The organism is Paenibacillus sp. FSL K6-2524 (assembly GCF_038005525.1).
GTDB classification, from domain to species: domain Bacteria; phylum Bacillota; class Bacilli; order Paenibacillales; family Paenibacillaceae; genus Fontibacillus; species Fontibacillus anaericanus.
The window spans coordinates 3,488,349-3,513,921 of sequence record NZ_JBBOSP010000001.1 but is presented as its reverse complement, the minus strand read 5'-3'; the positions used below and the strand labels follow the sequence as shown (position 1 = coordinate 3,513,921).

At 36.0% G+C, this 25,573-nt stretch carries 27 protein-coding genes and 1 pseudogene; 26 read left to right on the top strand and 2 right to left on the bottom strand.

The window, feature by feature from the left end:
• Nucleotides 1-52 precede the first annotated feature (52 nt).
• Nucleotides 53-505: a GNAT family N-acetyltransferase gene (locus tag NST85_RS16100; RefSeq protein WP_341189789.1), complete on the bottom strand. Its 453-nt coding sequence runs from the start codon at nucleotides 503-505 to the stop codon at nucleotides 53-55.
• A gap of 336 nt (nucleotides 506-841) precedes the next feature.
• Here NST85_RS16100 and NST85_RS16095 point away from each other — a divergent pair, with 336 nt between their 5' ends.
• From NST85_RS16095 to NST85_RS16080, 4 genes are all read left to right on the top strand, one after another.
• Nucleotides 842-1,708, top strand: a complete 867-nt coding sequence (locus NST85_RS16095; protein ID WP_341189788.1) for a VOC family protein — start codon at nucleotides 842-844, stop codon at nucleotides 1,706-1,708.
• 57 nt (nucleotides 1,709-1,765) lie between these two features.
• Nucleotides 1,766-2,401, top strand: coding sequence for an NAD(P)-dependent oxidoreductase (locus tag NST85_RS16090; RefSeq protein WP_341189787.1), 636 nt, complete (start codon nucleotides 1,766-1,768; stop codon nucleotides 2,399-2,401).
• A gap of 317 nt (nucleotides 2,402-2,718) precedes the next feature.
• Nucleotides 2,719-3,582: a hypothetical protein gene (locus tag NST85_RS16085; RefSeq protein WP_341189786.1), complete on the top strand. Its 864-nt coding sequence runs from the start codon at nucleotides 2,719-2,721 to the stop codon at nucleotides 3,580-3,582.
• 242 nt (nucleotides 3,583-3,824) lie between these two features.
• Nucleotides 3,825-4,724 (top strand): hypothetical protein, encoded by a 900-nt coding sequence (locus NST85_RS16080; protein WP_341189785.1) that lies wholly within the window; start codon nucleotides 3,825-3,827, stop codon nucleotides 4,722-4,724.
• Nucleotides 4,725-4,953: 229 nt separating this feature from the next.
• Here the strand turns inward: NST85_RS16080 and NST85_RS16075 are convergent, their stop codons facing one another.
• Nucleotides 4,954-5,607 carry a hypothetical protein gene (locus NST85_RS16075; protein WP_341189784.1) on the bottom strand — a complete coding sequence of 218 codons (654 nt, stop codon included), beginning with the start codon at nucleotides 5,605-5,607 and terminating at the stop codon, nucleotides 4,954-4,956.
• A 380-nt stretch (nucleotides 5,608-5,987) separates the two neighbouring features.
• Here NST85_RS16075 and NST85_RS16070 point away from each other — a divergent pair, with 380 nt between their 5' ends.
• The 22 genes and pseudogenes from NST85_RS16070 to NST85_RS15970 all read left to right on the top strand — a co-directional run bounded on the left by NST85_RS16070 (nucleotide 5,988) and on the right by NST85_RS15970 (nucleotide 25,506).
• Nucleotides 5,988-6,869 (top strand): hypothetical protein, encoded by an 882-nt coding sequence (locus NST85_RS16070; protein ID WP_341189783.1) that lies wholly within the window; start codon nucleotides 5,988-5,990, stop codon nucleotides 6,867-6,869.
• A gap of 263 nt (nucleotides 6,870-7,132) precedes the next feature.
• Nucleotides 7,133-7,690 (top strand): annotated as a pseudogene (locus tag NST85_RS16065) (shikimate kinase).
• Between the two features lie 269 nt (nucleotides 7,691-7,959).
• A complete protein-coding gene (locus NST85_RS16060) occupies nucleotides 7,960-8,883 on the top strand; it encodes a TIR domain-containing protein (RefSeq protein ID WP_341189782.1) in 924 nt (307 codons plus the stop codon).
• Nucleotides 8,884-9,214: 331 nt separating this feature from the next.
• Nucleotides 9,215-9,778 carry a DUF4145 domain-containing protein gene (locus NST85_RS16055; protein WP_341189781.1) on the top strand — a complete coding sequence of 188 codons (564 nt, stop codon included), beginning with the start codon at nucleotides 9,215-9,217 and terminating at the stop codon, nucleotides 9,776-9,778.
• 227 nt (nucleotides 9,779-10,005) lie between these two features.
• The gene (locus NST85_RS16050) at nucleotides 10,006-11,046 is read left to right on the top strand and encodes a hypothetical protein (RefSeq protein ID WP_341189780.1); all 1,041 of its coding nucleotides are present in this window, start codon (nucleotides 10,006-10,008) and stop codon (nucleotides 11,044-11,046) included.
• 215 nt (nucleotides 11,047-11,261) lie between these two features.
• The gene (locus tag NST85_RS16045; RefSeq protein WP_341189779.1) at nucleotides 11,262-11,540 is read left to right on the top strand and encodes a hypothetical protein; all 279 of its coding nucleotides are present in this window, start codon (nucleotides 11,262-11,264) and stop codon (nucleotides 11,538-11,540) included.
• Nucleotides 11,494-11,928 (top strand): hypothetical protein, encoded by a 435-nt coding sequence (locus NST85_RS16040; RefSeq protein WP_341189778.1) that lies wholly within the window; start codon nucleotides 11,494-11,496, stop codon nucleotides 11,926-11,928. Before NST85_RS16045 ends, NST85_RS16040 begins: the two co-directional genes overlap by 47 nt.
• A 287-nt stretch (nucleotides 11,929-12,215) precedes the next feature.
• Nucleotides 12,216-12,635: a hypothetical protein gene (locus tag NST85_RS16035; RefSeq protein WP_341189777.1), complete on the top strand. Its 420-nt coding sequence runs from the start codon at nucleotides 12,216-12,218 to the stop codon at nucleotides 12,633-12,635.
• A 198-nt stretch (nucleotides 12,636-12,833) separates the two neighbouring features.
• Nucleotides 12,834-13,385 (top strand): restriction endonuclease, encoded by a 552-nt coding sequence (locus tag NST85_RS16030; RefSeq protein ID WP_341189776.1) that lies wholly within the window; start codon nucleotides 12,834-12,836, stop codon nucleotides 13,383-13,385.
• 209 nt (nucleotides 13,386-13,594) lie between these two features.
• Nucleotides 13,595-14,524, top strand: coding sequence for a 5'-nucleotidase (locus tag NST85_RS16025; RefSeq protein WP_341189775.1), 930 nt, complete (start codon nucleotides 13,595-13,597; stop codon nucleotides 14,522-14,524).
• Nucleotides 14,525-14,766: 242 nt separating this feature from the next.
• Nucleotides 14,767-15,162: a hypothetical protein gene (locus NST85_RS16020; RefSeq protein ID WP_341189774.1), complete on the top strand. Its 396-nt coding sequence runs from the start codon at nucleotides 14,767-14,769 to the stop codon at nucleotides 15,160-15,162.
• A gap of 112 nt (nucleotides 15,163-15,274) precedes the next feature.
• On the top strand, nucleotides 15,275-15,832 hold the full coding sequence (locus NST85_RS16015; protein WP_341189773.1) for a GNAT family N-acetyltransferase: 558 nt from the start codon (nucleotides 15,275-15,277) through the stop codon (nucleotides 15,830-15,832).
• A gap of 107 nt (nucleotides 15,833-15,939) precedes the next feature.
• Nucleotides 15,940-16,614 (top strand): hypothetical protein, encoded by a 675-nt coding sequence (locus NST85_RS16010; RefSeq protein ID WP_341189772.1) that lies wholly within the window; start codon nucleotides 15,940-15,942, stop codon nucleotides 16,612-16,614.
• 209 nt (nucleotides 16,615-16,823) lie between these two features.
• Nucleotides 16,824-17,108, top strand: coding sequence for a hypothetical protein (locus tag NST85_RS16005; protein ID WP_341189771.1), 285 nt, complete (start codon nucleotides 16,824-16,826; stop codon nucleotides 17,106-17,108).
• Nucleotides 17,109-17,284: 176 nt separating this feature from the next.
• A complete protein-coding gene (locus NST85_RS16000) occupies nucleotides 17,285-18,106 on the top strand; it encodes a GNAT family N-acetyltransferase (protein ID WP_341189770.1) in 822 nt (273 codons plus the stop codon).
• 2 nt (nucleotides 18,107-18,108) lie between these two features.
• Entirely contained in the window at nucleotides 18,109-18,576 is a 468-nt protein-coding gene (locus NST85_RS15995; protein WP_341189769.1) for a GNAT family N-acetyltransferase, read from the top strand.
• An 18-nt stretch (nucleotides 18,577-18,594) separates the two neighbouring features.
• Entirely contained in the window at nucleotides 18,595-19,083 is a 489-nt protein-coding gene (locus NST85_RS15990) for a cysteine hydrolase family protein (RefSeq protein WP_341189768.1), read from the top strand.
• 28 nt (nucleotides 19,084-19,111) lie between these two features.
• Nucleotides 19,112-19,966: a class I SAM-dependent methyltransferase gene (locus tag NST85_RS15985; protein WP_341189767.1), complete on the top strand. Its 855-nt coding sequence runs from the start codon at nucleotides 19,112-19,114 to the stop codon at nucleotides 19,964-19,966.
• A complete protein-coding gene (locus NST85_RS15980) occupies nucleotides 19,967-21,184 on the top strand; it encodes a hypothetical protein (RefSeq protein ID WP_341189766.1) in 1,218 nt (405 codons plus the stop codon).
• A 103-nt stretch (nucleotides 21,185-21,287) separates the two neighbouring features.
• Nucleotides 21,288-21,953, top strand: coding sequence for a CPBP family intramembrane glutamic endopeptidase (locus NST85_RS29345; protein ID WP_445671157.1), 666 nt, complete (start codon nucleotides 21,288-21,290; stop codon nucleotides 21,951-21,953).
• Nucleotides 21,954-22,148: 195 nt separating this feature from the next.
• Nucleotides 22,149-22,766, top strand: coding sequence for a PhoU domain-containing protein (locus NST85_RS15975; RefSeq protein ID WP_341189765.1), 618 nt, complete (start codon nucleotides 22,149-22,151; stop codon nucleotides 22,764-22,766).
• A gap of 148 nt (nucleotides 22,767-22,914) precedes the next feature.
• Entirely contained in the window at nucleotides 22,915-25,506 is a 2,592-nt protein-coding gene (locus NST85_RS15970) for a beta-N-acetylglucosaminidase domain-containing protein (RefSeq protein WP_341189764.1), read from the top strand.
• Nucleotides 25,507-25,573: the final 67 nt, after the last annotated feature.

Here is a 25,573-nt window from a genome sequence, read left to right as displayed (position 1 = left end):
TGTTGTGCTTATTATGATCTTTTAAAAATAGACTAAGGAAGGTTATGTATCACTATAATTTCAAACTATACAACAATTCATCTTCAATGATCTCACCGGTATCTTTAAAGTTAAAGCTTTCATACAGTCTTTTCCCAATTAGATTGTCAGGATCGAAGGATATAAAAATTTCATGGCAATCTTGAAAGTTCTTCATTTCTTCAATCACTTTCCCCAGTGCTACCTTACCATATCCTTTTCCTTGATATTTATGGTCTATCATGATTCTGCATATTTCATATAAATTATCCTCATAACTAAAACCATACATGGCGAATCCAACCATAATTTCATCATCATAGATGGCTTTGGTAATCCAACCGTCTTGAATTTTTGATTGAGCAATAGATACAGCATTGGATGCAACAAATTCCTCAATAATAAAATGTTGACCCTCTTTATCCGTGGTTAAAGAAATGCATTTTTCCCAATTTTCATTATCAATATCTTTCAACAGTATATTCATGTTACCTCCCATGTTCATCGCACAACACGAACTATTTATTTCATTTCACTGTACGTATGAACTTAATTATAGATTATCAACAGGCTAATAATAACAGTAATTTCTATATACAGTATATATTTAAGCTCACAGTGGCTCTCTTCGTATAAAGAATATGCTCGTTCGCATCGCCTATAATCGCAATGAATTGATCATACTACCTAGATAGTAAATCTTAGTGTTGACATTCGAGTGAGTTGTAACTATACTGATTACAGGAAGTGTAACTACTTCGATTACAGCTAAGTCACTTAATTAAAAAATACTTATTATTATGAAAATAGGAGGGGAGAAGTTATGCCACATTCACAGATCCTTCATCCCGAGGCTGCTATTGGGACCGTACATTTAAAAGTTAAATCCCTTCAAACATCGCTTCCATTTTATCGTGATGTGATTGGGTTCAATTTACTAAAGCAAGAAGGACATATTGCTGAACTTACAACTGATGGAAGTCATGTGCTACTTATACTTGAGGAGAGTGATCAATTTCACTCCCTAACCACGCGGTCTGTTTCTGGTCTTTATCACTTTGCCATTCTAGTACCAGATCGGTTGTCTTTAGGATTAGTACTTCGTAATCTAGCTCAGAATAAAATACCTGTTGGACAAGGAGATCATTTGGTCAGCGAGGCATTATACCTCAACGATCCTGACGGTAATGGGATTGAAATCTATGCGGATCGTCCACGTGATACTTGGAAAAAAGATGAGCAAGGTGAGTACATTATGACCACGGACCCCGTGGATATTGATGGATTACTCGCTGCCTCCGAAGGAGCGCAGTGGAACGGACTTCCCGCTGCAACCCGGATCGGTCATGTTCATTTTCACGTAGGAGACTTAATTCAGGCGAAAGCATTTTATTGCGGTGTGCTTGGTTTCGAAGTCGTGGCGCATCTTGGCGGGGAAGCATTATTTATCTCAGCTGGAGGATATCATCATCATATTGGGCTTAATACATGGGCAGGTAAGGGAGCTCCAGCTGCACCAGAGAATGCGGTAGGATTACGTCATTTTACAATTACGCTGCCTAATACGAATGAACTGGATACCGTAGTGAGTCGAATTGTCGATGCCGATGTTCCGTTCGAGCGTCAGCCTAATTCGGTAAGTTTCCGCGATCCGTTTGGTATCGGGATCAAGCTGGTCGTTCAGCCTTAAACCAATATCAAGTTTATTAACTATTCAACAAATACATTTATTCAGGAGGAAATTAACATGGCAAAGATTGCAGTTATTGGAGCAGCAGGTAAAGCAGGAAGTCAGATCATAAAAGAAGCAGCAGAGCGGGGACATGAGGTAACAGCTATCGTTCGTAATGCTTCCAAGTTAGCAGACAAAAGCGTGTCAGTAGTAGAAAAGGATATTTTCAACCTAACGTCAGATGATCTCACAAAATTTGATGTGGTGGTCAATGCGTTTGGCGCTCCAATGGGAGAAGAGCATTTGCACGTAGAGGCGGGAAACGTTCTGATCGAAGCACTTAAGGGTGCAAACACAAGATTGATCGTGGTTGGTGGAGCAGGTAGTCTATATGTTGACGAAGCGAAAACATTAAAAGTACTGGATACACCAGATTTTCCAGCCATGTTCCTTCCAACAGCTTCAAATCAAGGTAAAAACTTGGAGATCCTACAAGGCACATCCGATCTCAATTGGACCTTCATCAGTCCTTCAGCATTCTTTGCAGAGGGTACACGTACAGGTTCCTATCAAACCGGCAAAGACAACCTTCTCGTTAACTCCAAAGGCGAAAGCTATGTAAGTTATGAAGACTACGCAATTGCCGTTGTAGATGAAATCGACAACCCAAAACACCTAAATGAACGTTTTACAGTCGTATCCGAATCTTAATCTATGAGAATACCTTATGTCTTAAGTAATCATTTAGAGAATACGTAGAAGTGTCATCCAACGCCCGGGAAACCGGGCGTTTTTGCATTGACATGATATTGGATAAAGTGGTTAGATGTGGGATATAAGGTGGAGGATGTGGGGGTGGTGAAATATAGAGAGTGCGTGTGTAAAAAGATTGGTAATGTTCATTTTAGAGTGGACTTTGTTAGTTTAAAAGGGATATAGGAATTCGCTAATGTGCTAGTTAGGGGAAATTATCATAGTAACCTTAATGAATTATTGATATCTAGTTTGATTTCAAAGGAGGATTCAAATTGAGGAATGGTGGAATAAATCTACATGCAAGAGATATATTAGAACAATTCGAAGAGATATTTTATTTGTTGGAAGGGAACAATATATCAATTAATAAGTCAAATAGATTCTACCAATTCTACAAGGAGTATTCTCAATTACTCATTAAAGATAATATAGAAGAACATTTCTCAGAATTACTAGAAGGAATGAGAGATTTTTTTGAAATCAAATCAATTGTTTCATGTAAGGAAATCCTAGAAAACTCAAAGCAAGAACTGAAGCTATTGTTCGGAGGAAGTAGATTGCCCTCAGAAGATGCAAATTCTTTAGCGAGAAACCTCCAATATCAGTTGTATCTTGCTTCAAGATTCAGTAACTCTGGAATGAATATAAATTGTGTTGAACCAGATTTTATTTTTAATTACGATAGTGAAATTTATTCCGTAGCTGTAAAGCGGATAACAAGTAGAAATAAAGTTAAGGAAAGAATTAAGGAAGCTGAACAGCAGATATTGAAATATGATTATGACGGATTCATTGCAATCTCTATAGATAGACTATTAGAGTACTCGAATCCTTTTATAATAACAAATAATCCTGATGTACTTCCCAGCGCTACATACGAACTTCTTACAGGAATAGTAAAGGAGACATTTGATAAAGATTGCTTTGAAGGAAGAAGTAAGAAGGTAAAAGGTTTAATTATAACATTAGGAGTTCCAAGTTTTACTCCGAATGACTTGTCCATCGGATACGGTTTCAATCTTCAACTATTTCCACTTACAGAACCGAATGATGAACGTGAATTTGAACGTATTGGGAAAATATCCGAAAGATTAAGTATGAGGAGCGAATTCAACGAAGATGATAACATCAGCTAACATAGTATTCGCGCTGCGGGGCTTTCGCTCCTTGGTTGCCAGATGTTTAATCAGGGAAGAAACTCAGCCAACAAACAACCCAGCCTAAGATAAGAGTTATCTAAGGCTGGGTTGTTTCGTGAATACAAGAACGTTATAGGAAATCAGCGCAGTAATATAAAATCTAAAAAAATTAAGTTGCTTTTTAAATTGGGGTTGAGGCTATTTTTATTAGATCAAATAACTAATCGGAGGATAAAGAAATGCAATTAATAAAGCTTACATATTCGAGTGAAATGACTTATATGTCTGAAAGTAACGATGAGCAGAACGTTAATAGAAATGACCTATTAAAAGTACAATATTTTATTACTGAAACTACTGTAACCAAAGAACTGCTGCAAGAAATTGAGATCGAAGTAATTAGATGTAAGGGAGATTGGCTTGTAACAAGTTATAAAATACATGATACATATATTGAATTCGATATTAATTTCCTGCATTTTTCAGTAGGCTTTGAAAACTTGGAAAATCACGAAGACTATTTAGATAGTTTTCAACCATTATTAAAGTGTATTGAAGAGAGTTTTAGTAGTCGTTTCAACTTGTTTGAATACAAAACAACAAAGGTTGAAGGTACAGGAGTAACGATTGAAGATGAAAATGATGACGAGCTCGATCTCCTCAGAATACGAATTATTGAAGGTAATGATTTAAATGAACACCTTATAATAAAGGAATTTGAGGATCATGATATTACTTATGAAATAATCCACGAGAAAAATTCACTTGCAAATTGTGGCGCGAGTTCTGGCTTCTTTGAGGCTCTTTTAATGGTCGTGGGTAAAGCTGCTGGTAGTGGTATTGGTGCAGTAGTAGGTAAGAAGATGTTAGATACAATACTCGAAAAATATAAAGGGAATAGCCATTTAATTGAAGTAGATAATATGAAAATCAAATTTAGTAAGATAAGAAAAGAAATTTCTATAATTCTCGATATACCTGTCACATTAATAGAATTTCACTCTATAACAACTTGTGGAGATATGGTTGATGTATCTTTTATCTTTAGAAAGGGGTTTGAGCTAACTCTGATAACTGCTAACTGTACTTTGCAAGGTAGAGTAAATTATTTGAATATTGAAGAACCAGCAACAAAATAAATATATTCTTTGGTAATTCAAAGAAGGCGCTGACATCCTATAACACCGTGTTCACGCATCGGGGGATAAGCCCCTCGGTCCGGTAGGGGGGATTTCGGGGAAGCGGGAACAGCCGGACACATCCGCACCGACTAAGCGCATCGCGCCTGACCACTTTGTGGCCTTAAGTCGGTGGGACGTCGTGAACACAACAACGTTATCGGAAACCCTTGCTGAATTCATTTCAACCCTATAAGTGAAGTCGGCTTCCTGTCATTGTTTTAGAATCAAATGTAAAGACATGTTGAGGGTTATGAGAACACACACCAACATAGTATGATTCATTATTTTCTTTCAATCTCCGAACAGTAACTGTTCCAGGGCATATTGGGCAATTCGATATTACACTATTTGAAATTACTACCTCATTATTTTCTTGAAGGTCAAGATACATAAAATTGCCTTGTCCTATTGGTATCCTTGAGCTTTTATTTATATTTAATTCTATTGCAATGAAGCCAATAGCCAAACAAATGAATATAATAATCCATAGAATTATTTTTAACCAATTTGGAAGTTCTAGAGTGGTTAGACTCAAACCGAATAAACTTCCGATGGAAGCTATATTGCTTATAATGCTTATAACACCTAATATCAAAGACCATTTTACTATTCTTTTTGGGGAACTTAGAATCCTTTGATCTGACTTTTCATATTTAACTATTTCTTGATTATTTGGCGCATAATGGTTAGTAACAACATTAATGTTTTCACCGAAATTCATATTACCTGAATTAGTAATATTGTTGTTTGAATAACTATTGATTTGACCAACTTCTTGTCCGCAATTATTGCAATATTTCGAGTGTCCGGGGATCTTTGTATTGCATTTTTTACATATCATGATAGTTACACGTCCATTTCGAAGAATACTTTATGACATTATTCAACAAAGAATTCTATATTCCTTCCAGATTCTCTATTGATGTTATTTTCTAGTTTTTCAAGAAGGCAAGGGCATCCGATAACACCATGTTCACGCATCGGGCCATTCGGCCCTCGGTCCGGCAAGAGTAAGGAAGCGGATTCGACTGGAGTAATTCAGTAGCAGGGAAGTAGAATCAGCCGGACACATCCGCACCGACTAAGCGCATCGCGCCCGACGACTTCGTCGCCTTAAGTCGGTGGGACGTCGTGAACACATCAACGTTAAGCGAAATTCTAGAAAGATTCATGAAAGATCCTACTTCGATATAAGCAGAAACTATTAAATAGGAGGAAAGTATGTCAGACACTTTAGAACAAATAAAACTATTTGGTTTACTTCATAATGACATTATTAAAAAGATGGTTCACAAGAAATACTATTACACTTCATCTGGGAAATACTTAAATACGCTCTATAACGATAGAGATATTAAACTTGCAAATAAAATTTATTGGGATGAAATGCTATTAAGAGCACATTTTGCTTCAGTAACAAGTATAATGCGAAATGAAAAATGGCTTAATGGGATAATCCTTTCAATTGAAACGTGTAATTATTTATTATTTGCAGCTTCTTTAAGAGGTTTTCTTGAATCAGTAACTGATAGTTATTACTCACTCAACACTCCTCTTGACTTAGCATGTAATTTCAAAAATATCAAATTAGCGGTAAACGGGGAACTCAATAGGTTACTTCTAGCAGGTAACTTGGAAGAGAAACTAATCCATTTTCAATTTGCATCTAAATCAAATGCAAACAGTGATTCGGTACATAAACCGTTATATGCAAGTAAATATATAGAATTATTCGATGAATATAGTGATTTTAATACTAAAGGACTTTATATAAAACTCTGTGAAGTTGTACATCCTGCACAAGATTCTATTTCTCATTTTATGAGCACTATTAATGAATCGGAAAACTTTGAATATTCTATTACGGATACAAGTCTTGATAAATATTACATCAATGCGATTATTTATGATTACAGTCAAGTGATTATTAATTTACTTAAAATGTCTATTAATGCACCGATACTAAGTCTAAGGATATTAAATCATTTTGATAATGAGTTGGTTAAATCTGATTATTTAGAATCATGTCTAATTTATAATTTATTGAGCGAGGATATCTGGGATCAGGTTTTAGAAATGATAGAAAAATCATATGAACATTAAATGGTTTTTAGAAATTATAGAATTGTAAGACTTTAACTGTATGTATTTCGAAGATGTTCAGAACTTCGCTTAACAAAGCATTCCTACTGCGGGCATTCGCCCTTGATCGCCAAGAGGGATATCAGAGAAGTGAATTCAGGCGATACATTCAACCAGCTAAGTCTGACGACCCGTTCCCTACGGTCACTTAAGCTGCTTGAACGTCAGGAATGCCAAAAGTTATAAGAAATTGGCGCAAGATCTTAAGAACAGGAGTGATTTCTATTAAGTTCATATTGTTATTTGGCCCTCAGGCCGTCGGCAAGATGACGGTTGGTCATGAATTAACGAAAATGACCGAATTAAAATTGTTTCACAATCACATGTCGATCGAACTGTTTCATCCCTTCTTTGGTTTTAGTAGTGAAACATGGAGATTATCTAGTATCGTAAGATGAGAGCTTTTTGAATCGTTCGCAAACAGCAACCAGTATGGACTTATTTTTACTTACGTATGGGGATTTGATCTTCAGGCAGACTGGGAATTCGTTAAGCAAACATGTGATATTTTTGAATCCAAAGGAGCACAAATTTATTTCGTTGAATTAGAGTCAAATATAGAAGAAAGATTAAAACGGAATACAACGGCGTTTAGACTTGATCAAAAACCAACAAAACGAAATGTTGAACAATCTGAAATGGACTTAATCAAAACCATGGAAAAACATAGACTCAACTCTAACGAAGGAGAAATTACCAGAGAGAACTATTTGAGAATTAATAATACAAATTTAAGTGCAGATGAAGTCGCAAGACTTATTAAAGATACATTTAATTTATAGTACGTTGTGAGTGATTCAAGAAGGCGCCAACTTCTTATAACACCATGTTCACGCTTCGGCGGACAAGCCGCCTCGGTCCGGCAAGAGTTAGGAGCGGATTCGGAGAAGTAGTTTCAGTAGCAGGGAAGCGGAATCAGCCGGACACATCCAACTTCCAAACCGCATCGCGGCCGCCCTCCGGGCTTAAGGGAGTTGGACGTCGTGAACACATTACGTTAGATGAAACCGGTGAAAACTAATGAAAATAGAGGTTAGAGAGGATAAATGATATGAAAGATATTTTTGTAAGTTATGCCCATTCAGATAATGACACTGGCTGGATCGACGATTTTTGTTTGAATATAAAATCTATCTATAAAAAAATGACCGGAGATATTCTTGAAATGTTTTTAGATAGTGAGTCAATTATGACTGCCGATATTTGGAGTTCAAGAATTATTAACTCAATAGATAAAAGCAAAATATGTTTGGCTTTTGTTTCACCCTCCTATGTTAAATCAGAATGGTGTAGAAGAGAGTGGCAAAGATTTCTTTCAAAAGAATCAGAATTAAAAAGTAAAGGAAAATTAACCGACGATTTTGGAATTATTCTTCCTGTGCTCCTCTTTGACTTTGAACGAGGAAGATTTAGCGAAGAAGAGAGAATTATTTTAGATAATATTAAAAGTAGACAGTGGATGGATTTAACACAATATTCATTGGAACAGAAGATTGATTACTTAAAGGTTAGAAACTTGGTTGAAAGAGTTATTGATATTTCATATGAGATTGAAAGACAAGATGAAAACTTTAATTTTCAAATAGAATCAATAATCCTAGATTCTAAAACTGGATTGCTATGGGCTGGAACATTAAGTGCTTCAGAGTTGACAATAGATGAAGCTAGAAAATATGTAGATGAAATAAACAAAAACTCAAAAAGAAAATGGAGAATACCTACAAAACTAGAACTTGAAACTTTAGTCGATAACGCTTTAATTCCAGTTAATGATCCACATGTGAGCCCTTTTCCATTAAGGCAACCGTTTAACCATCAAAAGTATGGTTATCTGCATTCTTCAACACTTATTGATGGTATGCACGATCAAAATTACATAATGAATGTTCGAAATGGTCACATTTTTAATGGGCATGAATTTAAAGCCTTTCTAAGGTTAATTGCTGATAATGACTTGTTTCATAGTGAGATGTAAGTTTATTCAAGAAGTCACCGGCATCATCTAACACCATGTTCACGCATCGGGCATGAGCCCTCGGTTCGGCAGTGGAATTTCGGGGAAGTGGGATCAACCGAACACATCCGCACCGACTAAGCGCAACGCGCCCGGCCACGTTGTGGCCTTAAGTCGGTGGGATGTCGTGAACACAACAACGTTATGAGAAATCCCTGCAATGAATAAGAAAATTCAAGTGAAAGTGAGAGTGAACTAATTGAAGGTTTACTGCTCTAAATGTAAACAAGAGACAAATCATAAATTAATTAGTGAGCATAGAGAGATATACACGCCAGAAAGTTATCCTAAGATGGAAATTGATTATGCAGAGGGAACTTGGCAAATTATTCAATGCCAGGGTTGTGATGATGTCTCTTTTCGAGAAATGTGGATTACTAGTGAGAATATTAATCCAGATGGTGAAGCTGAAGAAGTAGTCACTCTTTATCCAAATAGAGATAAGGACACTCTCTTAGCTAAGGACTATGCGTTATTACCTAGTAAATTAAGAAAGATATATAAGGAAGTTATTAAATCATATAATTCAAATTTATTAATATTGTGTGCAACTGGGTTGAGATCAATTGTAGAAGGGATATGTGATTCAGCAGGTATAGAAGGTAAAAATCTTCAACTTAAAATAGAGGGCTTACATACAAAAGGATACTTAACACAGAAACATGCAACTATTCTACATGAACATAGATATATGGGGAATTCAGCAGTTCATGAATTAGATATTCCCACGAAAGAAGAACTTTCTATTGCAATTAGAATTATAGAACACACTATTGAGAACTTGTATGAGATAGATGATCAAGTGGATGAACTCAGATGGTTAAAAGAAAGAAGATTGAGGAAATCAAGAATATAGAAATAATAGTTATGTGATATCAGGAAGGCAGGGACATCTCATAACACCGTATTCACGCTGCGTCGCTAACGCTCCTTGATTCGCCCGAAGCTAAAGTGCCTGGAAGTAGACTCAGGCGAATAACCTCTGCGAGGCTAAGTCTTCGACCCGGCAGTTGTGCTGCCTTAAGCCTCTCGGGTTCGTGAATACAACAACGTTATGAGAAATAACTGAAAGGAGTTTTTTGTATGTCGCAGTCATTAGAATATAGACTTGTGTTTAAGAATTTACCGTTTGGTATTACGAATTCTAGAAAAGATCAAAAAATATATATTCATAAGCTATTAAATGATATTCAAAGTGAGCTTGAACGGTTTGAGCTTAACCGAGATAATATGAGTATCCATTTAAATGTAGATTGGTCTATAGCAATTAATGATATTGAGAGAAACATGGAAAAAAACTTTTTCATGGACGATATTCACACTGAGTTCGAAAAAAATAAAGAAAATTATGATTCTATCATCGAGTTTTTCAATGAACGTTCTGAAGAGATTCCACCAGAAACTGAAGTAGTCATTGTAGTAACAGCATCTGAAATTAATATGGTAACTCTAGATCAAACAACTAAAAATTTTGTTTATCAATTATACTTGGCATTAAATCTATCATACCCAGGATTTATTGATTGTTATTGTGCTAGACTATTTTCTCCTGAAAATTGTGAAGAGTTAACGCTTAGTAACTACGGATTTGAAGAGTGTTGGACTGGAGAGAACTGGCCTATTATTGAATTTATACCAATCAATAAGGTTTGCAGTTGGTTTAACAAAAATAATTTATGGAATAAATATATTGGTGAAGCAAGATTGGAAAGGTGTCTATTTTCGTTGTTACACTTTTGTGAGGAAGGTAAAATCAGTCCAAGTAAAATTGTTTGGCTTGTTCACGCCTTAGAATCTATATATGAGATTCCCCAATCTGCAATTCTTCATTCGTTAAAAGAAAGAATTTCTATTGTACTTTTTAAAAATTATGAAGGAGGAAGATCAAAGATATCTAAAAGAATTAATGAGTTTTATCAATACCGTAGTAATTTTGTTCATGGAAGTTTGACCATTTATTTACCTTCAGAAGAGTTAATTAATAGTGATATTCATGAAGATTATTTAAATCTTTTATTTCAGACAGAGCAATTTGCCTTCAGGATTTTAGTGGCTACATTACAAAAAATGATAATTGAGGATTGGAAAAATTTTAATTTTAAAACAATCTTTGAAGGGGCTTAATCCAGCAATTCAAAGAAGTCAGTTACTTCTCATAACAAAACATTCCTACATCGTCGCATACGCTCCTTGGTCGCCGAGAGGGATTTCAGAGAAGTGAATTCAGGCGACATATTCAACCAGCTAAGTCTGACGACCCGTTCCCTACTGTCACTTAAGCCGCTTGAACGTCAGGAATGCCAAACGTTATCGGGAATTAATGCAAAGGATAGGTGTATATGGAGACGAAAACACAATTTAAACATAGCTATTTAGTTTATAGGAGGCTACGTGAAAATAATATTTTTATGAATGAATGGAATAGTGAAGATGATAATGATTCGTTAAATGAAGTTATTAGAAAAATTTATACTCTAAATCAAAGCAAAGCAAAAGAACTGCAAATAGAAGAAACCATCAACTTAGTTGAGTTAATCATATCGGAATATAAGCTAGTATTTATTGAATGTCTTGAATCAGAATATAATAACCCTCATTTATTTATTTATTTTACTTAATTTTTTCAAAGTAGGTAAATGGTATCCCCGAAACGGCAGAGTTGCAATAATAGATACTCAAAAATTCTTTAGCGAACGATCAGTGGTCGACTATATTGAATTTCCTAATGCAATTGTAGAGATTAATGGAGAATTGTACGAAGAAGGGATTCAAGAATCATTTGTATTAGAAAGAAAAAAATACGTTATTAATACACATGAACCTTTTTGCAAATTCTGTGAGGAATTTCATAACGATTTATTAACATATGAAGCAAACAAAGAATTATGGAAGGATTTTAGAAAGTATATAGACCGGTCATGGACAAATAATGAGAAATCAAAAGGAAAATATAAATATATAGAACTGAAGGACTTGTATATTATTTTCGATTTTGAAAAAAGATAGCTTAAACAAGAAGGCATTAACATCCGATAACACCGTATTCACGCATCGAGTCAGGCTAATCCTGTCTCTCGGTCCGCAAGAGGCATTTCGAAGAAGCAAATTTTGCGGACAACCCTGTGAGGCTAAGTGGCAAAGCCACCCGGCGACTACGTCGCCTTAAGCCTTTCTGGTTCGTGAATGCACAAACGTTATCGGAAATTCCGCAATATACTACCTGAAATTTACTAGTTCATTAAAGATTAATTTATAATTATTGTTTATCAAGGAATTTAAAAGGAGTAGAGATAATGGCTATATATAATATTAATAAGGGTCATTCTATCTTCCTACTTCGAGATAAGAACATTATTGAAGCAAAGATAATTGATTTCATTGAAGGTTGTAATAATGAAGTCTGGTTAGTTCAACCAAAAGGTGATAATGCATATTTAGTTGTTAGTTATAATAAAGATGCTTTTTTTACTAGAGACAAGGCTAGAAAGATATTATCAGACATACTGGAGAATGAGACTAAATTAATAATGCTAGTGGAGAATGAAAAAGAAATTAAGCGGGAAGCTGTGAGAAAAGAGAGAGAAGAAATTGAAGCCCTACAATTAAAACATAGAGATGAGTTAATTAAGAATAATATAACAATTGAATTGAATTCAATATGTGAATCATGTAAGAAGCCGACAAATGAATTTGGTCTTTGTGGTTGTAGCTAGGAAGTGCGGAACATCCGATAACACCGTATCCGTATCTACTCCAAGTCGGATTCGTTCCTTGATCTGTCGGAGATATTTCGAGGAGTGGAATTTGCACATCCTAACCGCATCGCGGTCGTAGCTAACGTCCCTTAGGGCAGGGAGAGTTCGTAGATACAAACACGTTACAAACTCCTAAAACAAGAAAGGGAGGATAAAATGACTCTAAATGATTCCTATCCATTTGAAAGACTATATCCACCAGTTAAAGTTACTGGAGAAGAGTTTGAAAAATTTGTACTTAACAAATTTAAAGAATCATATCCAAGTGCGGAAATCACACATAGAGAAAATATCATAGGAACAGACGGTGAGTATAATATTGATATAGCAATTAGGTTTCAGGAATTAGGAGTTAACTTTTTAGTACTTGTAGAATGTAAACATCACAAATCTCCTATAAAAAGAGATTACATACAGATATTAAGAGATAGAGTTGGATCAATTGGAGCTCAGAAAGGAATCTTAGTTTCATCTAGTTCTTTTCAACTTGGGGCGATCAATTACGCGAAAACCCATAATATTGCACTTATAAGAATCATAAACGATGAATTTAGATATGAACAAAGAAGTAAGGATGGAGTTAACAGAACACTAACAGATATTAAGTTATCCGGAGACCTTACAATGACCTGGATTGAATCAATAACTGAAAAAAGTCTTTCTAGTAGAGTAATTAATAGTGTTAAAGACATTTTAAGTGATTCATAGAAGTGAGAAACCTCGTATAACAATGTATCCACGCAATTATGCCATACGGGCCCTAGGTCCGTCTGAGGCATTTAGGGGAGCGGTTCCAGGTGGACAACCCTGCGAACCTAACCGCTGTCGCGGCCAAAGCTAAGGTAGCCTTTAGATTCTCGGGTTCGTGAATACAAGAACTTTAAACGTAATTGTGAATAATTAGAGGAGGATATCAATTGCCATACAATATAGAAGAAAAACTAGTTATCGCGGTTGCATCTAGCGCAATATTTGATTTAACTGAATCTGACAGAGTGTTTAGAGATCAAGGAGAAGATGAATATAGAGTATATCAGAGAAAAAATGAGAAGGAAATATTGGGACCAGGTGTGGCATTTCCACTAATTAAGAGAATATTAAATATTAACACTGACGAAACTCAACCAGTTGAAGTCGTATTGCTTTCTCGTAATGATCCTGATACAGGTTTACGTGTGTTTAACTCAATAGAACATTATAATTTACCAATAAGTAGAGCTGCATTTGTAACTGGTAATGATCCTTTTCAGTATATGGATGCATTTAATGCGTCGTTGTTTTTATCTGGAAACATAGACGATGTTAACAGTGCGGTTGGATTAGGATATCCAGCTGGTTGTATTTACCCTACAGAATACGTAGACGATGAGTATGATCTAGAATTACGTTTAGCTTTTGACTTTGATGGGATTATCGCTGATGATTCGGCTGAAACAATTTATCAAGAAAGTGGAAAGTTAGAAGAATTTCAAAATCATGAAAGTGTCAAAGCGAATGTACCACTACCAGCGGGTCCTTTGTTAAGATTCTTTCAAGAGATATCAAAACTTCAGAAGCTAGAAATTGAAAGAAATAAAACTTGTTCAGACTATAAACCTAAAATTAGAGTAGCGATTGCAACTGCTAGAAACGCACCAGCACATGAAAGGGTAATAACAACATTAAGAAACTTAGATATTAGAGTAGACGAAGCATTCTTTCTTGGAGGAATAGATAAAAGTAGGGTGTTGAGTGTATTTAAACCACATATTTTCTTTGACGATCAAATTGGTCACATAGAAGGGATAGCAAAAATTGTGCCATCCGTACATGTCCCATTTGGAATAACTAATTTGAAAGTAAAATAGAAGTAGATATAACTACGTATAACACCGCATTCACACTTCGGGCATTTGCTTTCGGTTGTAGAAGTAAAATCTAAGAAACTGCTCAACAACATAGATGACAATCTAAGTTAATAGCTATCTAAGGTCGGCGTCCGTCGTGAATACAAGAAACGTTATGAATGATAGACAATTTATTACTTAGAAGAATTTCCATGAGGAGTTAGACTCTGCACCTGGAAAGTCATAAGTGGAGGTTGATTTTTGTGGGAGTAGCTTGTAAGTTGAGCTGTGGTCATTGCTCATTCAAACAAGATGTTTTTTTAGGAATTGGGTTTAGATACATAGATTTGGTTTCGATTCTAGAATGGTATGAGGTAGAAGAAGATCGACAAATAATCAAAGAGTTTATTAATGAAAAGGAAAAGTCATTTGATTGCTATGATGGTCTGTATATTTGCCATGAATGCAATTTCTTGTTAAATAAAGTGTATTTACATATGAAGTCAGAAACTCGATCTTACACGAATAGTTATGATTGCCCGCGTTGTAGTACACAAATGCCACCAGTCCCTCTAGTTAATATTCAGAATGAAATGATTGATTGTCCGGATTGCGAACAAGAAAAACTAGTGGTGAATTTTTATATGGATTGGGACTAAGAAGATGAATTAAGTTGTATAAAAGTATTCATATGACATGGTAGCAAAACGTCTAAATTCGTTATTTATTATTGATATAGTAGTTAAGTTGAGATGAAAAAGGAGAATTATCATGAATTCAGAGTTCGCATTTATTGATTTCCCCCGGTTAGAAACAGAACGTTTCACTCTACGGAAAGAAGAAGAACAAGATCGATATGATATTTTTGAGCTTTATTCAAACGAACGCGTTGTTAAACATATGCCATTCACACCATTTATTTCTGTCGAGGATGCGGTAGATGAAATGAATTGGTATCATAAAATTTTCAAGGAACAATCTGGTCTACGGTGGATGATTGAAGATAAAGAGTCCACAAAAGTGATTGGAACATGCGGATTTTTGAACTACGAGAAGATACATAATCGTATTGAAATTGGTTATGACTTATCTCCTGACTTTTGGGGTAAGGGTATCATGACTGAGGTAGCGAATTGCATCATTGATTTTGGGTTTTTGAGAATGAAGGTAAATAAAATCGAAGCGAAAGTAGAACCGGAGAATGAGGCGTCGATCCGTTTGATTTATAAGCTCGGCTTCCACAAAGAAGGTGTCTTAAGGCAACATGAGTTCGAAAAAGGGAAATACATTGATCTTGCTGTTTTCTCTAAGCTGAAAAGTGAGTATTAAACTCTTATTTTCTAAGGTAGTAGCATCACTATAGCTGAACCGGGAGTCACTGCTTAAAAGTCAGGAATGCGCAACGTCATCAGAAAGACCATTAAGGGGGGGCATGTATGAAACTCTTCAAAGGTAGGCACTTGGGTACATCACTGAAACAAGAAGCGTTCATTGATACTCCACTAGGAGACATCTCCCTAAAATTATTTGTTGAAGAGTTAACATACGTTCCTAATAAAAGATTCGCTCTACCAAATGGTGGTACGCTTTATGGATATTATTACGATCAGTTCGATGCTGAATTAGTAATTTGTAAGCCAAAGTTATATATTCCTTCACATATGGTAGTCGATAACTCTCAGGCGGCCGTTTTTAGAGTAAAACCCAATAATACTGTACATTCATGTGACTTTGTAGCTGAGTGGGAGAAAGGATATAATTGGGAAATGTTCGGAGATAATAGTGGGCAGTATCTGGAGTCGGTTGAATACAAAAACAGATTAATTAGACTTCATCTAGGTACACAAGATGGCGAAGAATTAATGAATAGGAAAATCAATGGAGATATGATTCCGAATTCCCTGAAACTCCATTCGGATATAGAAAGATTTAATTTTATTGAATACATAAATCACGGGTTTCGCATTCCGTTTAACCAAATACTGAAGGATGAGATATGCCAAGTACATTTTATAGTTGCATGGACAAAGAACATCGCCGATGATGTCTCAACGTGGTTTGCAGTAGACCAATTAACCAAAAACATATTGGAGGGGGAAGAGCTTATTTAAGTATTTCAATGTAGCATGTTCCTCCACACTGTGTTCACGCTACCTCGCTGACACTCCTTTGTCTCTCCGATAATTATCGAAACTTGATCAAATAAGCAACTTAAGCCTCTCAAGTTCGTGAATACCACGAACGTTATCTAAAATCAGCGTATACCAAAAAGCCTATTAATCACAAACCATTGTCACTCAATATTTTGGAGGGATACTGAATGGGCACAGAAGAATCTATAAATGAGATGTTAAATGAATTAATTAGAAAAGTTGAATTGATCCTACTTGATAAGACTAAGCATAGTTTTGGGACGTTAGAATATTTCCTGCCACAATTAATTAAGGCAAGGGATGAAAAGCTGTACTTGAAAGATAACTGGTTTATTAATTCTCCGCGTTGGTTAGGTGAGTATGGGAATACCAAGGATGAAGATGAAATATATAATGATATCGTTAAGATAGAGTTGTTTATGAGGACAATAAGGCATCAAACTAATAAATAACAATTAAAGATACTGGGTGGGAAACTTCAATAATAATTGTTTTTTACCAGTTCCTAACACGAATGTTCGAGTAAAATGAGAGGTACAACAGAACAACAACATTTGAGGTGAAGCTTTAAAGGAAATTGATATTATATTATTATGTGTATTAATTCACATATAATCTGGAGGTAGATATGATAGAGATACTAAAAAAGGCTCAAAGCTATACATACAACTCATTAAATTATTTGGATTTGGATGAGATAGAAATTAATCCGAATGAAGATTTAATTATTGAGCAATCAGATGCAATTATTATTTGTAACAAAACAATCAAAGAATATAAGATGCTTTGGGCTGCTGAGACTCTTGATGCTTTTACTAAGGCGGTTGGGGAATTAGAATCTAAGCTTAATTATCTTTTTTCCAATGGGCCAAGAAGAATATATATGGAATTTGTAAGACCAGAATTAGTCCCGCTTTTGGAGAGTATAGGGTTTAGAAATGAGAGTCAATTTGTTGATTTTTGGATGGATGATATTTCAAAAGTTGAATCAAGTGAAGGTAACACCATATTGATTAGAAACACAGTACCAGAGGAATATTTGAAGGTTAGTTTAATTACTAAGGCATGCAAAGGACTTTCGAGAGGTTTTCATGGTGAAGAAGTTGAGTTTATCAAAGAATGGAATGAAGATGAGAGTTCTTGTATTTTATTAGCGGAGTTAGACGGAGTAGCAGTTGGCGTATGCTTCATTAATATATATGGTTTTGACAGTGAAAAGGGACCTGTATTATGGATAAGAGAACTAGCTGTGGATCCCAATTTTCAAAACCGAGGAATTGGTCGTAGTTTAATAGAGCAAGGTTTACAATGGGGTTTACACAAGGGCGCAAAGCGTTCTTTCCTTGCAGTAGATAAACAAAACATAAAAGCAATTCATCTATATAATCAGTTTGGGTATAAATGCAAAGATGAAATCGGCCAAATCAATATGGCTCTAGAGGGGGTTTGAGAGTGAACAATCCGCTAGAATTAACAGAAATAAAATACGTAGTAGCAGATTTGAAGCTGAAAGAATCTATAACCAGGAACTGGAATAAAGTTATTGGTAACCATATGCATATTGAAGATGGTGTTTCAATAGTGGGGATGCATGGTGATGAGCCTATTTCAATTATCTCTGTGTACTGGAAGCAATGGATTGAACCTTTAGAGCAATACTATGACGGGTACATAGATATTATTGAAGTGAAGCCTGAATATAGAAGACAGGGTATTGCTAAGTATTTAATTGAAGCAGCCGAAAAGGAATGTAGAGTCAGAAATATAAGCCAAATTAGAGCATGGAGTTCTGATAACAAAACTGAAGCAATCAATATGTGGAAGAAACTTGGATATGGTATGTGTCCTGCACGGATTCTTAGTGGATATCACCAAGATGAGTTAGTTAACGGATATTATGTAGTAAAGACTTTAATTTAACCTAAGAGGAGACACACCATGAAAATCGCCCTATTAATTGTAGATATGCAAAAAGTCTTTTTAGAGAATCCGAAGGAAAAACTTAATATCGATAGTGCATGTGAACACATAAATTATGTCGCAGACCTACTTCGTTCAAAAGATCATTATGTTATACATATTCAGGATATTGAAGGAGCAGAAGATATTCATTCCGAATCACTCGATATCATCTCGGAGATCAAAGTTGAAGATCATGATATTAAGGTAACTAAAGAAGAATCTAATGCATTTTGGAATACAGAATTAGAACAGATTTTAAAAGATCAAGGGATTGGGTTAGTTATTGTGGCAGGTTTTGCAGCAGAGCATTGTGTACTCTTTACCTATAATGGTGCCAAAGAAAGAGGCTTTACAACAGTAATCTTACAAAATGGAATATTGAGCACGAATAGTGATGTGATTAGTCATACATATCGTGATAGAAACATTATTTCATATCCTGTAATTGAGTTTATTGTGGGATAAAGATCTATTTGAAAGAAGGAAATCAATCGTGAAGCTAAAAAATTTAATTGAAGCAACAAAAAGACCCTTATTGTTTGAAAAGGGAACTTCTCAGATGTGGATCGACGAATATATATCACAACAAATGCTAGAAGCTCATTTAGATCCGAATACAGATGCTGCAAGTAGAAAGCCTGAAACAATGGATGCTTCGGTGAAATGGATCAAAGAATATATTTGTGGCAACAACTTTGAACTCCAAGTCCTTGATCTAGGTTGTGGGCCAGGACTTTATTCAAATCGGCTCGCTAAGCTAGGTTTTAATGATGTTACGGGAGTGGACTTTTCAAGTCGTTCAATTGCATATGCAAAGGACAAAGCATCAGAGTTAAATCTGCAAGTCAATTATATTTGTCAAGATTATTTAACTCTCAATTTCACGAATAGCTTCGATGTTGTACTGCTCATATATTGTGATTTTGGAGTATTTAACGAATACGAATGTAACACATTGTTGCATGAAATCTACAGTAATTTAAAACCTGGGGGAAAGTTTGTCTTTGATATATTTACACCAAATAAATATAGGAACCATGCTGATTCGAGAACATGGAATTCATATACGAGTGGCTTTTGGAAGCCAAATTCTCATATGTGTTTGAACTCCAATTATTGGTATCCTGAAGAAAGAGTTCATTTAGACCAAGCGATTGTGATCGATGATAATGAGGATATGCAGGTTTATAATATTTGGGACAAGGCATATACAATCGAAGAGATTTCTTCCATTCTGAAGTGTGTAGGCTTTGATGAACTTGAATACTTTTCTGATATAACTGGACGAGAATATGATGAAGAAACAGAAGTAATAACAGTAGTCGCCAAAAAGGAATTGGTGAAGTAGTTGAAAAAGAAACGAGTTTTCTTATTAATAGGTGTGATCATTATAGCTTTCGTGGCAGTTTTTTTAGTTTTTTGGCAAATGAATAAACGTCAGATGAATGTTGAATTATTACCACCTAGCCATGACCATACTACATGGGTTTTAAATACTTCTTCAGCATATGAGGCGTTAGCCGTGCTAAATATGTTAAGTGGCGATCCGCTTGCTGAATCGATTTACTCCGAAGATATCAGTTCATTTGAGGACAAGCAAACAAGCGAGGCGAGTAAGTCTATTGCTAACATAAAGGCATGGAAGGAACAAACGGGGATGATGGTAACGGGTGTGCCTACATCCTACTTTTCTGCTATCGACCCCAAGAGTATTGATGATTTATTGAAATATAGTAATGATCCTGAACTCATTAAAAATATTTTAATTGAGAATGATGAATCACATAGTTGGGCAATGCCCTATTACTGGACGGGAGATTGGAAAAATTTCATTGATCTTCTTCCGGATTTAAAGGTAGCTCTTGAATGGCTTAGAGATATTGGATTTGAAGAGGAATGGGCAATGCAATATAAGCCTTTGTTAGAACAACAAGCAGAAAGTTTGGAACTAGAATTAAGAGATTATAATGTAATAAAAACGGTGGAGGAACACATTGGATTTTCTCTTCCAAGTGATGAAATCTCAATAACTCTAAGTTATTATTGGAAACCACGTGGTACTCATCTATTTGGTACACGGTTTGTAACGGAGACGGCATCGCTTGAACCTGAGTACTTTGTTAGAACTGCAGTACATGAGATGATGCACCCACCATTTAATCGTTGGGATGGAAGAGCAAGGGATGCAATATTGCCAGCAATTGAACAAAATAGCTTTTTAATGAACTACTTTAATCATCGTGAGATGAAGTATGGATATAATGATGTTGATTATTGGGTTGATGAAAATATGATACGGGCTTTGGAACAATACATATCTGAAAAGTTAGGAGTTGCTAATGTACTTTCAGATAGATGGGGTAAGTATGAAGACGGAGGGATGCATAGCATAGCACCCGTTGTGTATATGTTGCTGCGGCAAGAGAAATTCCCCTCTAAAGATGCAAGTTTTGAAAGCTTTATTATTAGTATGATAAATGAAGGGTATTTCTCGGAAATAGAGTCACAAGAATTATATTCTGATTTTTTCACTAATACTCCTGAGCCATTAGACATAAGTCTTTGACCCGTCATCCAACGTCCGGGAAACCGGGCGTTTTTGCATTGACATAATATTGAATAAAGTGATTAGATGCTAGTTAGGTAAAATAAAAATCTGGAGTGAGAAAATGAATCTACTAACAAAAGATTCACAGACATTTCTTCAAAGAAAAGATATCACGAAAGCTGATGGACTTATAGCATTTATCTTTTATTTATACATCATTTCACTTACCTGTATTTACATGTATTCGATGAAACATGGTGTGCTTGACAATTTATCAGGAAATAACACCAAAATCATATTTGGTTCAGTAATGCTATTGTTACTGATAGTTCCCTTAAGTCTTATATTAACGATTAGAAAGCAGAGTCTTTCATCCATTGGATTTTGTAAGGTTAGAAGACGTCAACTGATATTCTGTGCTATTCTGCTAATCGGGTATATTTGCTATTACATAATATTCTTTGGTTTTAGTGTCGACTTATTTTTTCGGTTATACTTTTATATTCTCGCCGTTGGATTTTTTGAGGAGATACTATTCAGAGGTTTTATTTGGCCGAGATTAACTCCTCTTTTTGGTAGTAACTTAGGGACCATATTGACAGGTGTTCTCTTTGGGGTTACTCATGCACCTATGTCTATAATTCTCCACGACGCACCAATTTTTCTTGCATTATTTAATAATATTGGTTCAGGTATATTAGGCCAGTTAGTTTTCGGTTATGTGTATTCAAAATCAAAACATATAATAGTACCGTCATTCATTCACGGACTTCTAGATGCATTATAAACGATGACAGTAGAATCAATGTAGTCGATGACTTTACCTCCCTATAAAAAATACTAAAATTGTTATAAATTACACAAACTTGAATTATTCAATTTTGTAAAAGTTTATGATAAATTGGTATGGGTTTGGACGGACCACCATCTGAGGGAGGCTTACACATAAAAGCCATCGGGGTCGTACTTGGAGCGAACATTGGTGTCAATATGCAAGAGAGTCCTTGCAAGATGTGACAAAGTTCTTTTTAATCAGGATACGAAGTTTGTAGATCTTGCATTACAGAAGGAAGGGCTCATTAATGAGCTCAATCACAAAATTATCGACTATATTACTCGGATTCACCTGAATAACGGACTTCCTGAGGGCGAATCGGAGAAAGCTTCCGGCTGGTTCCAGGCCGTCAGTGATATCGAGAGGATCGGAGACCATGCAGAGAATGTTGTAAAGCTTGCTGAGTTCATCATAAACAATAGGATGGAGTTCTCGGGAGCCGCTACGAAAGAGCTTCAGGAGATGATGGAAGTCGCTGATCAGACCGTAGAGAAAGCGCTGGTAGCTTTGGAGGAACAGAATACCGAGATGGCAAGAGCCGTATTGGAGCTGGAATCGAAGCTGGATGAACTTGAGGTTGTGTTCCGAAAAAATCACATCATGCGTCTAAACCAAAATTTGTGTGCAAGCGGTGCCGGTACGATCTACTTGGACCTGCTTACCAATCTTGAACGAATCGGAGATCATGTAAGAATATTGCTCAATTCGTTCTGCACGAACAACATTAAAAGAATATATAATGGATTGTCTCGTCCTGATCTGTAAGGGCGGGACATTTTTAATGGATTCTTTAGAACAGATGATTAACCTCTACAACACGGGGTTGAAATCGAGCCGCTTTGTTTGTCATAATGGTATGAGCGTTATTTTGGTTCATCAATATCACTTACTCCATGAGAAGAGGTCTATCACAATGAACATTAATTTAAGTCAGACAATAAACCAGCCTTATGAAATTTATCCCGTTCCTCAGGATATTATTTATTATGAAGGTGAAGCAACGATTACAGATTGTGTCCATATCATTGCCCAGGCTGATCTAAAAGAGGCCACACTGCCTAAACTTGAAGAGGCTTTAACTTTGTACGGTTATACATATACGATATCAGATGATTTTGTTACGGGTAAAAGTAATATTTACCTTACAACCCAGCAGCATTGTAATAAAAATTGGTTAGCAAGTATACATCCAGAGCCCATTTCCGAATTGACGCAAAGAGAAGGGTACAACCTAGTGTTCAATGGGGATTCGGTTTGCGATATTGCTATTATTGGTAGTGATAGCGATGGAATCCATTATGGTGTTGTAACTTTGAATCGTATTTTGAGCCAATTATCTAATCATGTACTACAGAAATGTGTAATCACGGATTATCCTGAAATATTGTATCGTGGCTACATTGAGGGGTTTTATGGTTATCCTTGGAGCCATGAAGATCGCATGGATCTGATGAAGTTTGGCGGTGAACAGAAGTTAAATACTTACATCTACGCTCCTAAAGATGACCCTTATCATAGAAAACACTGGAGAGATTTATATCCGGATGAGAAAGCACAGGAAATTTCCGAGCTTGCGGCAGCTGGCCATGCTAACAATTTGAATTTTGTATGGACTATTCACCCCGGGGAAACGATTGACCTCTCCTCAGAAGAGGATTTTCAATCTGCGATTACCAAGCTAGAACAGCTGTACATCCTAGGAGTACGTCAGTTTGGCATACTGTTCGATGATCTCATTGGCGTTCCAAACGGAATAGAGCAAGCGGAGTTTATCAATAGAATAGATACCGAATTTGTTAAAGCAAAAGATGATATTAGACCTCTTCTCACTGTAGGTACAAGATATTGTGAAGCTTGGGGCCCATCGATGACAGAATATTTCAAGCCTTTCGTAGAGGTACTTCATGATGATGTTGAAATTATGTGGACGGGCGCTGCGACGATGTCCAATATTTCCAAAGAACAATATGAATCACCTAAACGAGCGATCGGCACTGACAAGAATCTATCCGTATGGTGGAACTATCCTGTTAATGACTACTGTGACTCCAAAATTCTCATGGGTAAAATAGAAAACTTAAGCTCTGATCTGAATAATGTAAATGGGTTCTTCTCGAATCCTATGAATCAACCTCAAGCTTCCAAACAAGCATTATTCTGCATTGCTGACCACAACTGGAATACAGATGCTTTCAACTGTGAAACAAGCTTTTCCGCATCATTCAGGGCGCTTGCTCCAGAAGTAGCAGAAGATTTGGAGATATTCGCTTCTAACAGCTGTTATTTAAATGATGACGGCGGGATCAGTGGTGACTTTTTGTTCGATGAATCATGGTATTTGAAGGATGATGTCAAAGAGCTACAGTCTGGCATAGAACAAGGACAAGATGTAACTGAATGTGCGAACAGATTGATGAATCATTTTATCAGAATGGAAACAGCAGCGGATCGTATCAAAGAGGGGTGTTTAAATGTACAGCTGGTAAAAGAATTAGAGCCTTTCTTGGATGCATTTAAATTGATGACCCAATCGGCACAGCATGTGATTCAAGGCGTTATAGCCTTACAACGTGGTGACGTGCTTGAAATGGAACGTAAAAATGAAGTGGCGCTTAACCTCTTCAAATCCATGGAACAATGTAAAGTTCAAAGACTAAAAGATGAGGTTCCGCAGAATTATATAGTAGATGTAGGTACCTTAGTGATTAAACCTTTTATTTCTGAAACGATTATCTTGACAGCCGTTATAGCTGGAACGGAAACGAAGCCATTAGCGCTAGGTTACGATATGAAGAATCTTGCATTACAATCCCTTGGGGTTACAGCGACCGCTTCAAGCAGCGTGAGTGAGAATGAAAATGGTAATAAGACCATTGATGGCATGATTAAAAGTGGGAAGTGGTGCTCGCCAGACCACAGACCACATCTTACTATCGATTTACAAGAGCCTGCAACTATTAAGCAATATCGTATTATTAACTGCGGGCATCCTGTGGCTAGGGAAACTAAAGTATGGAACACCAAGCATTTTCAAATCCTTGCTAGCCTAGATGGTGATCAGTTTACAATCATTGATGAAGTAACCGATAACAAAGGCGATGTGATTAACCGTATTCTTGAAAATGAAACTACAGCAAGATATATCCGTCTGCAAATTGTTGAACCAACACAAATAAGCATCGATGGAAGCGGACATACGCGTATCTACGCATTTGAATTATTTAATGAATGTTATCCATATCAGTCTGAAAAAGTACTCACATCAGAAATCCAGATTGAAAAACCAGGCAAAATCACGATTAAAAATGTGAAAATGGGCGATGTGATCTCGTTGTACCGTTCATTGAATGAAGAAACTCCATTTGCGGTATCTGAGAGAGCTTCTGAGGATTTAAATGAGATTGTGTTTGAAGGCGTATCGCTGCGTGAAGCTGGAGACAGAATATTTGTTGAGAGAACGTCTGGTAAATATCTGCCAAGTGTCAGAACATCAAAAGGAATATAGATATATCATTACAATTAGCGTGAATTATAAGCTTAGATGAATTTATGAAAGAACCCCCAGCTATCCG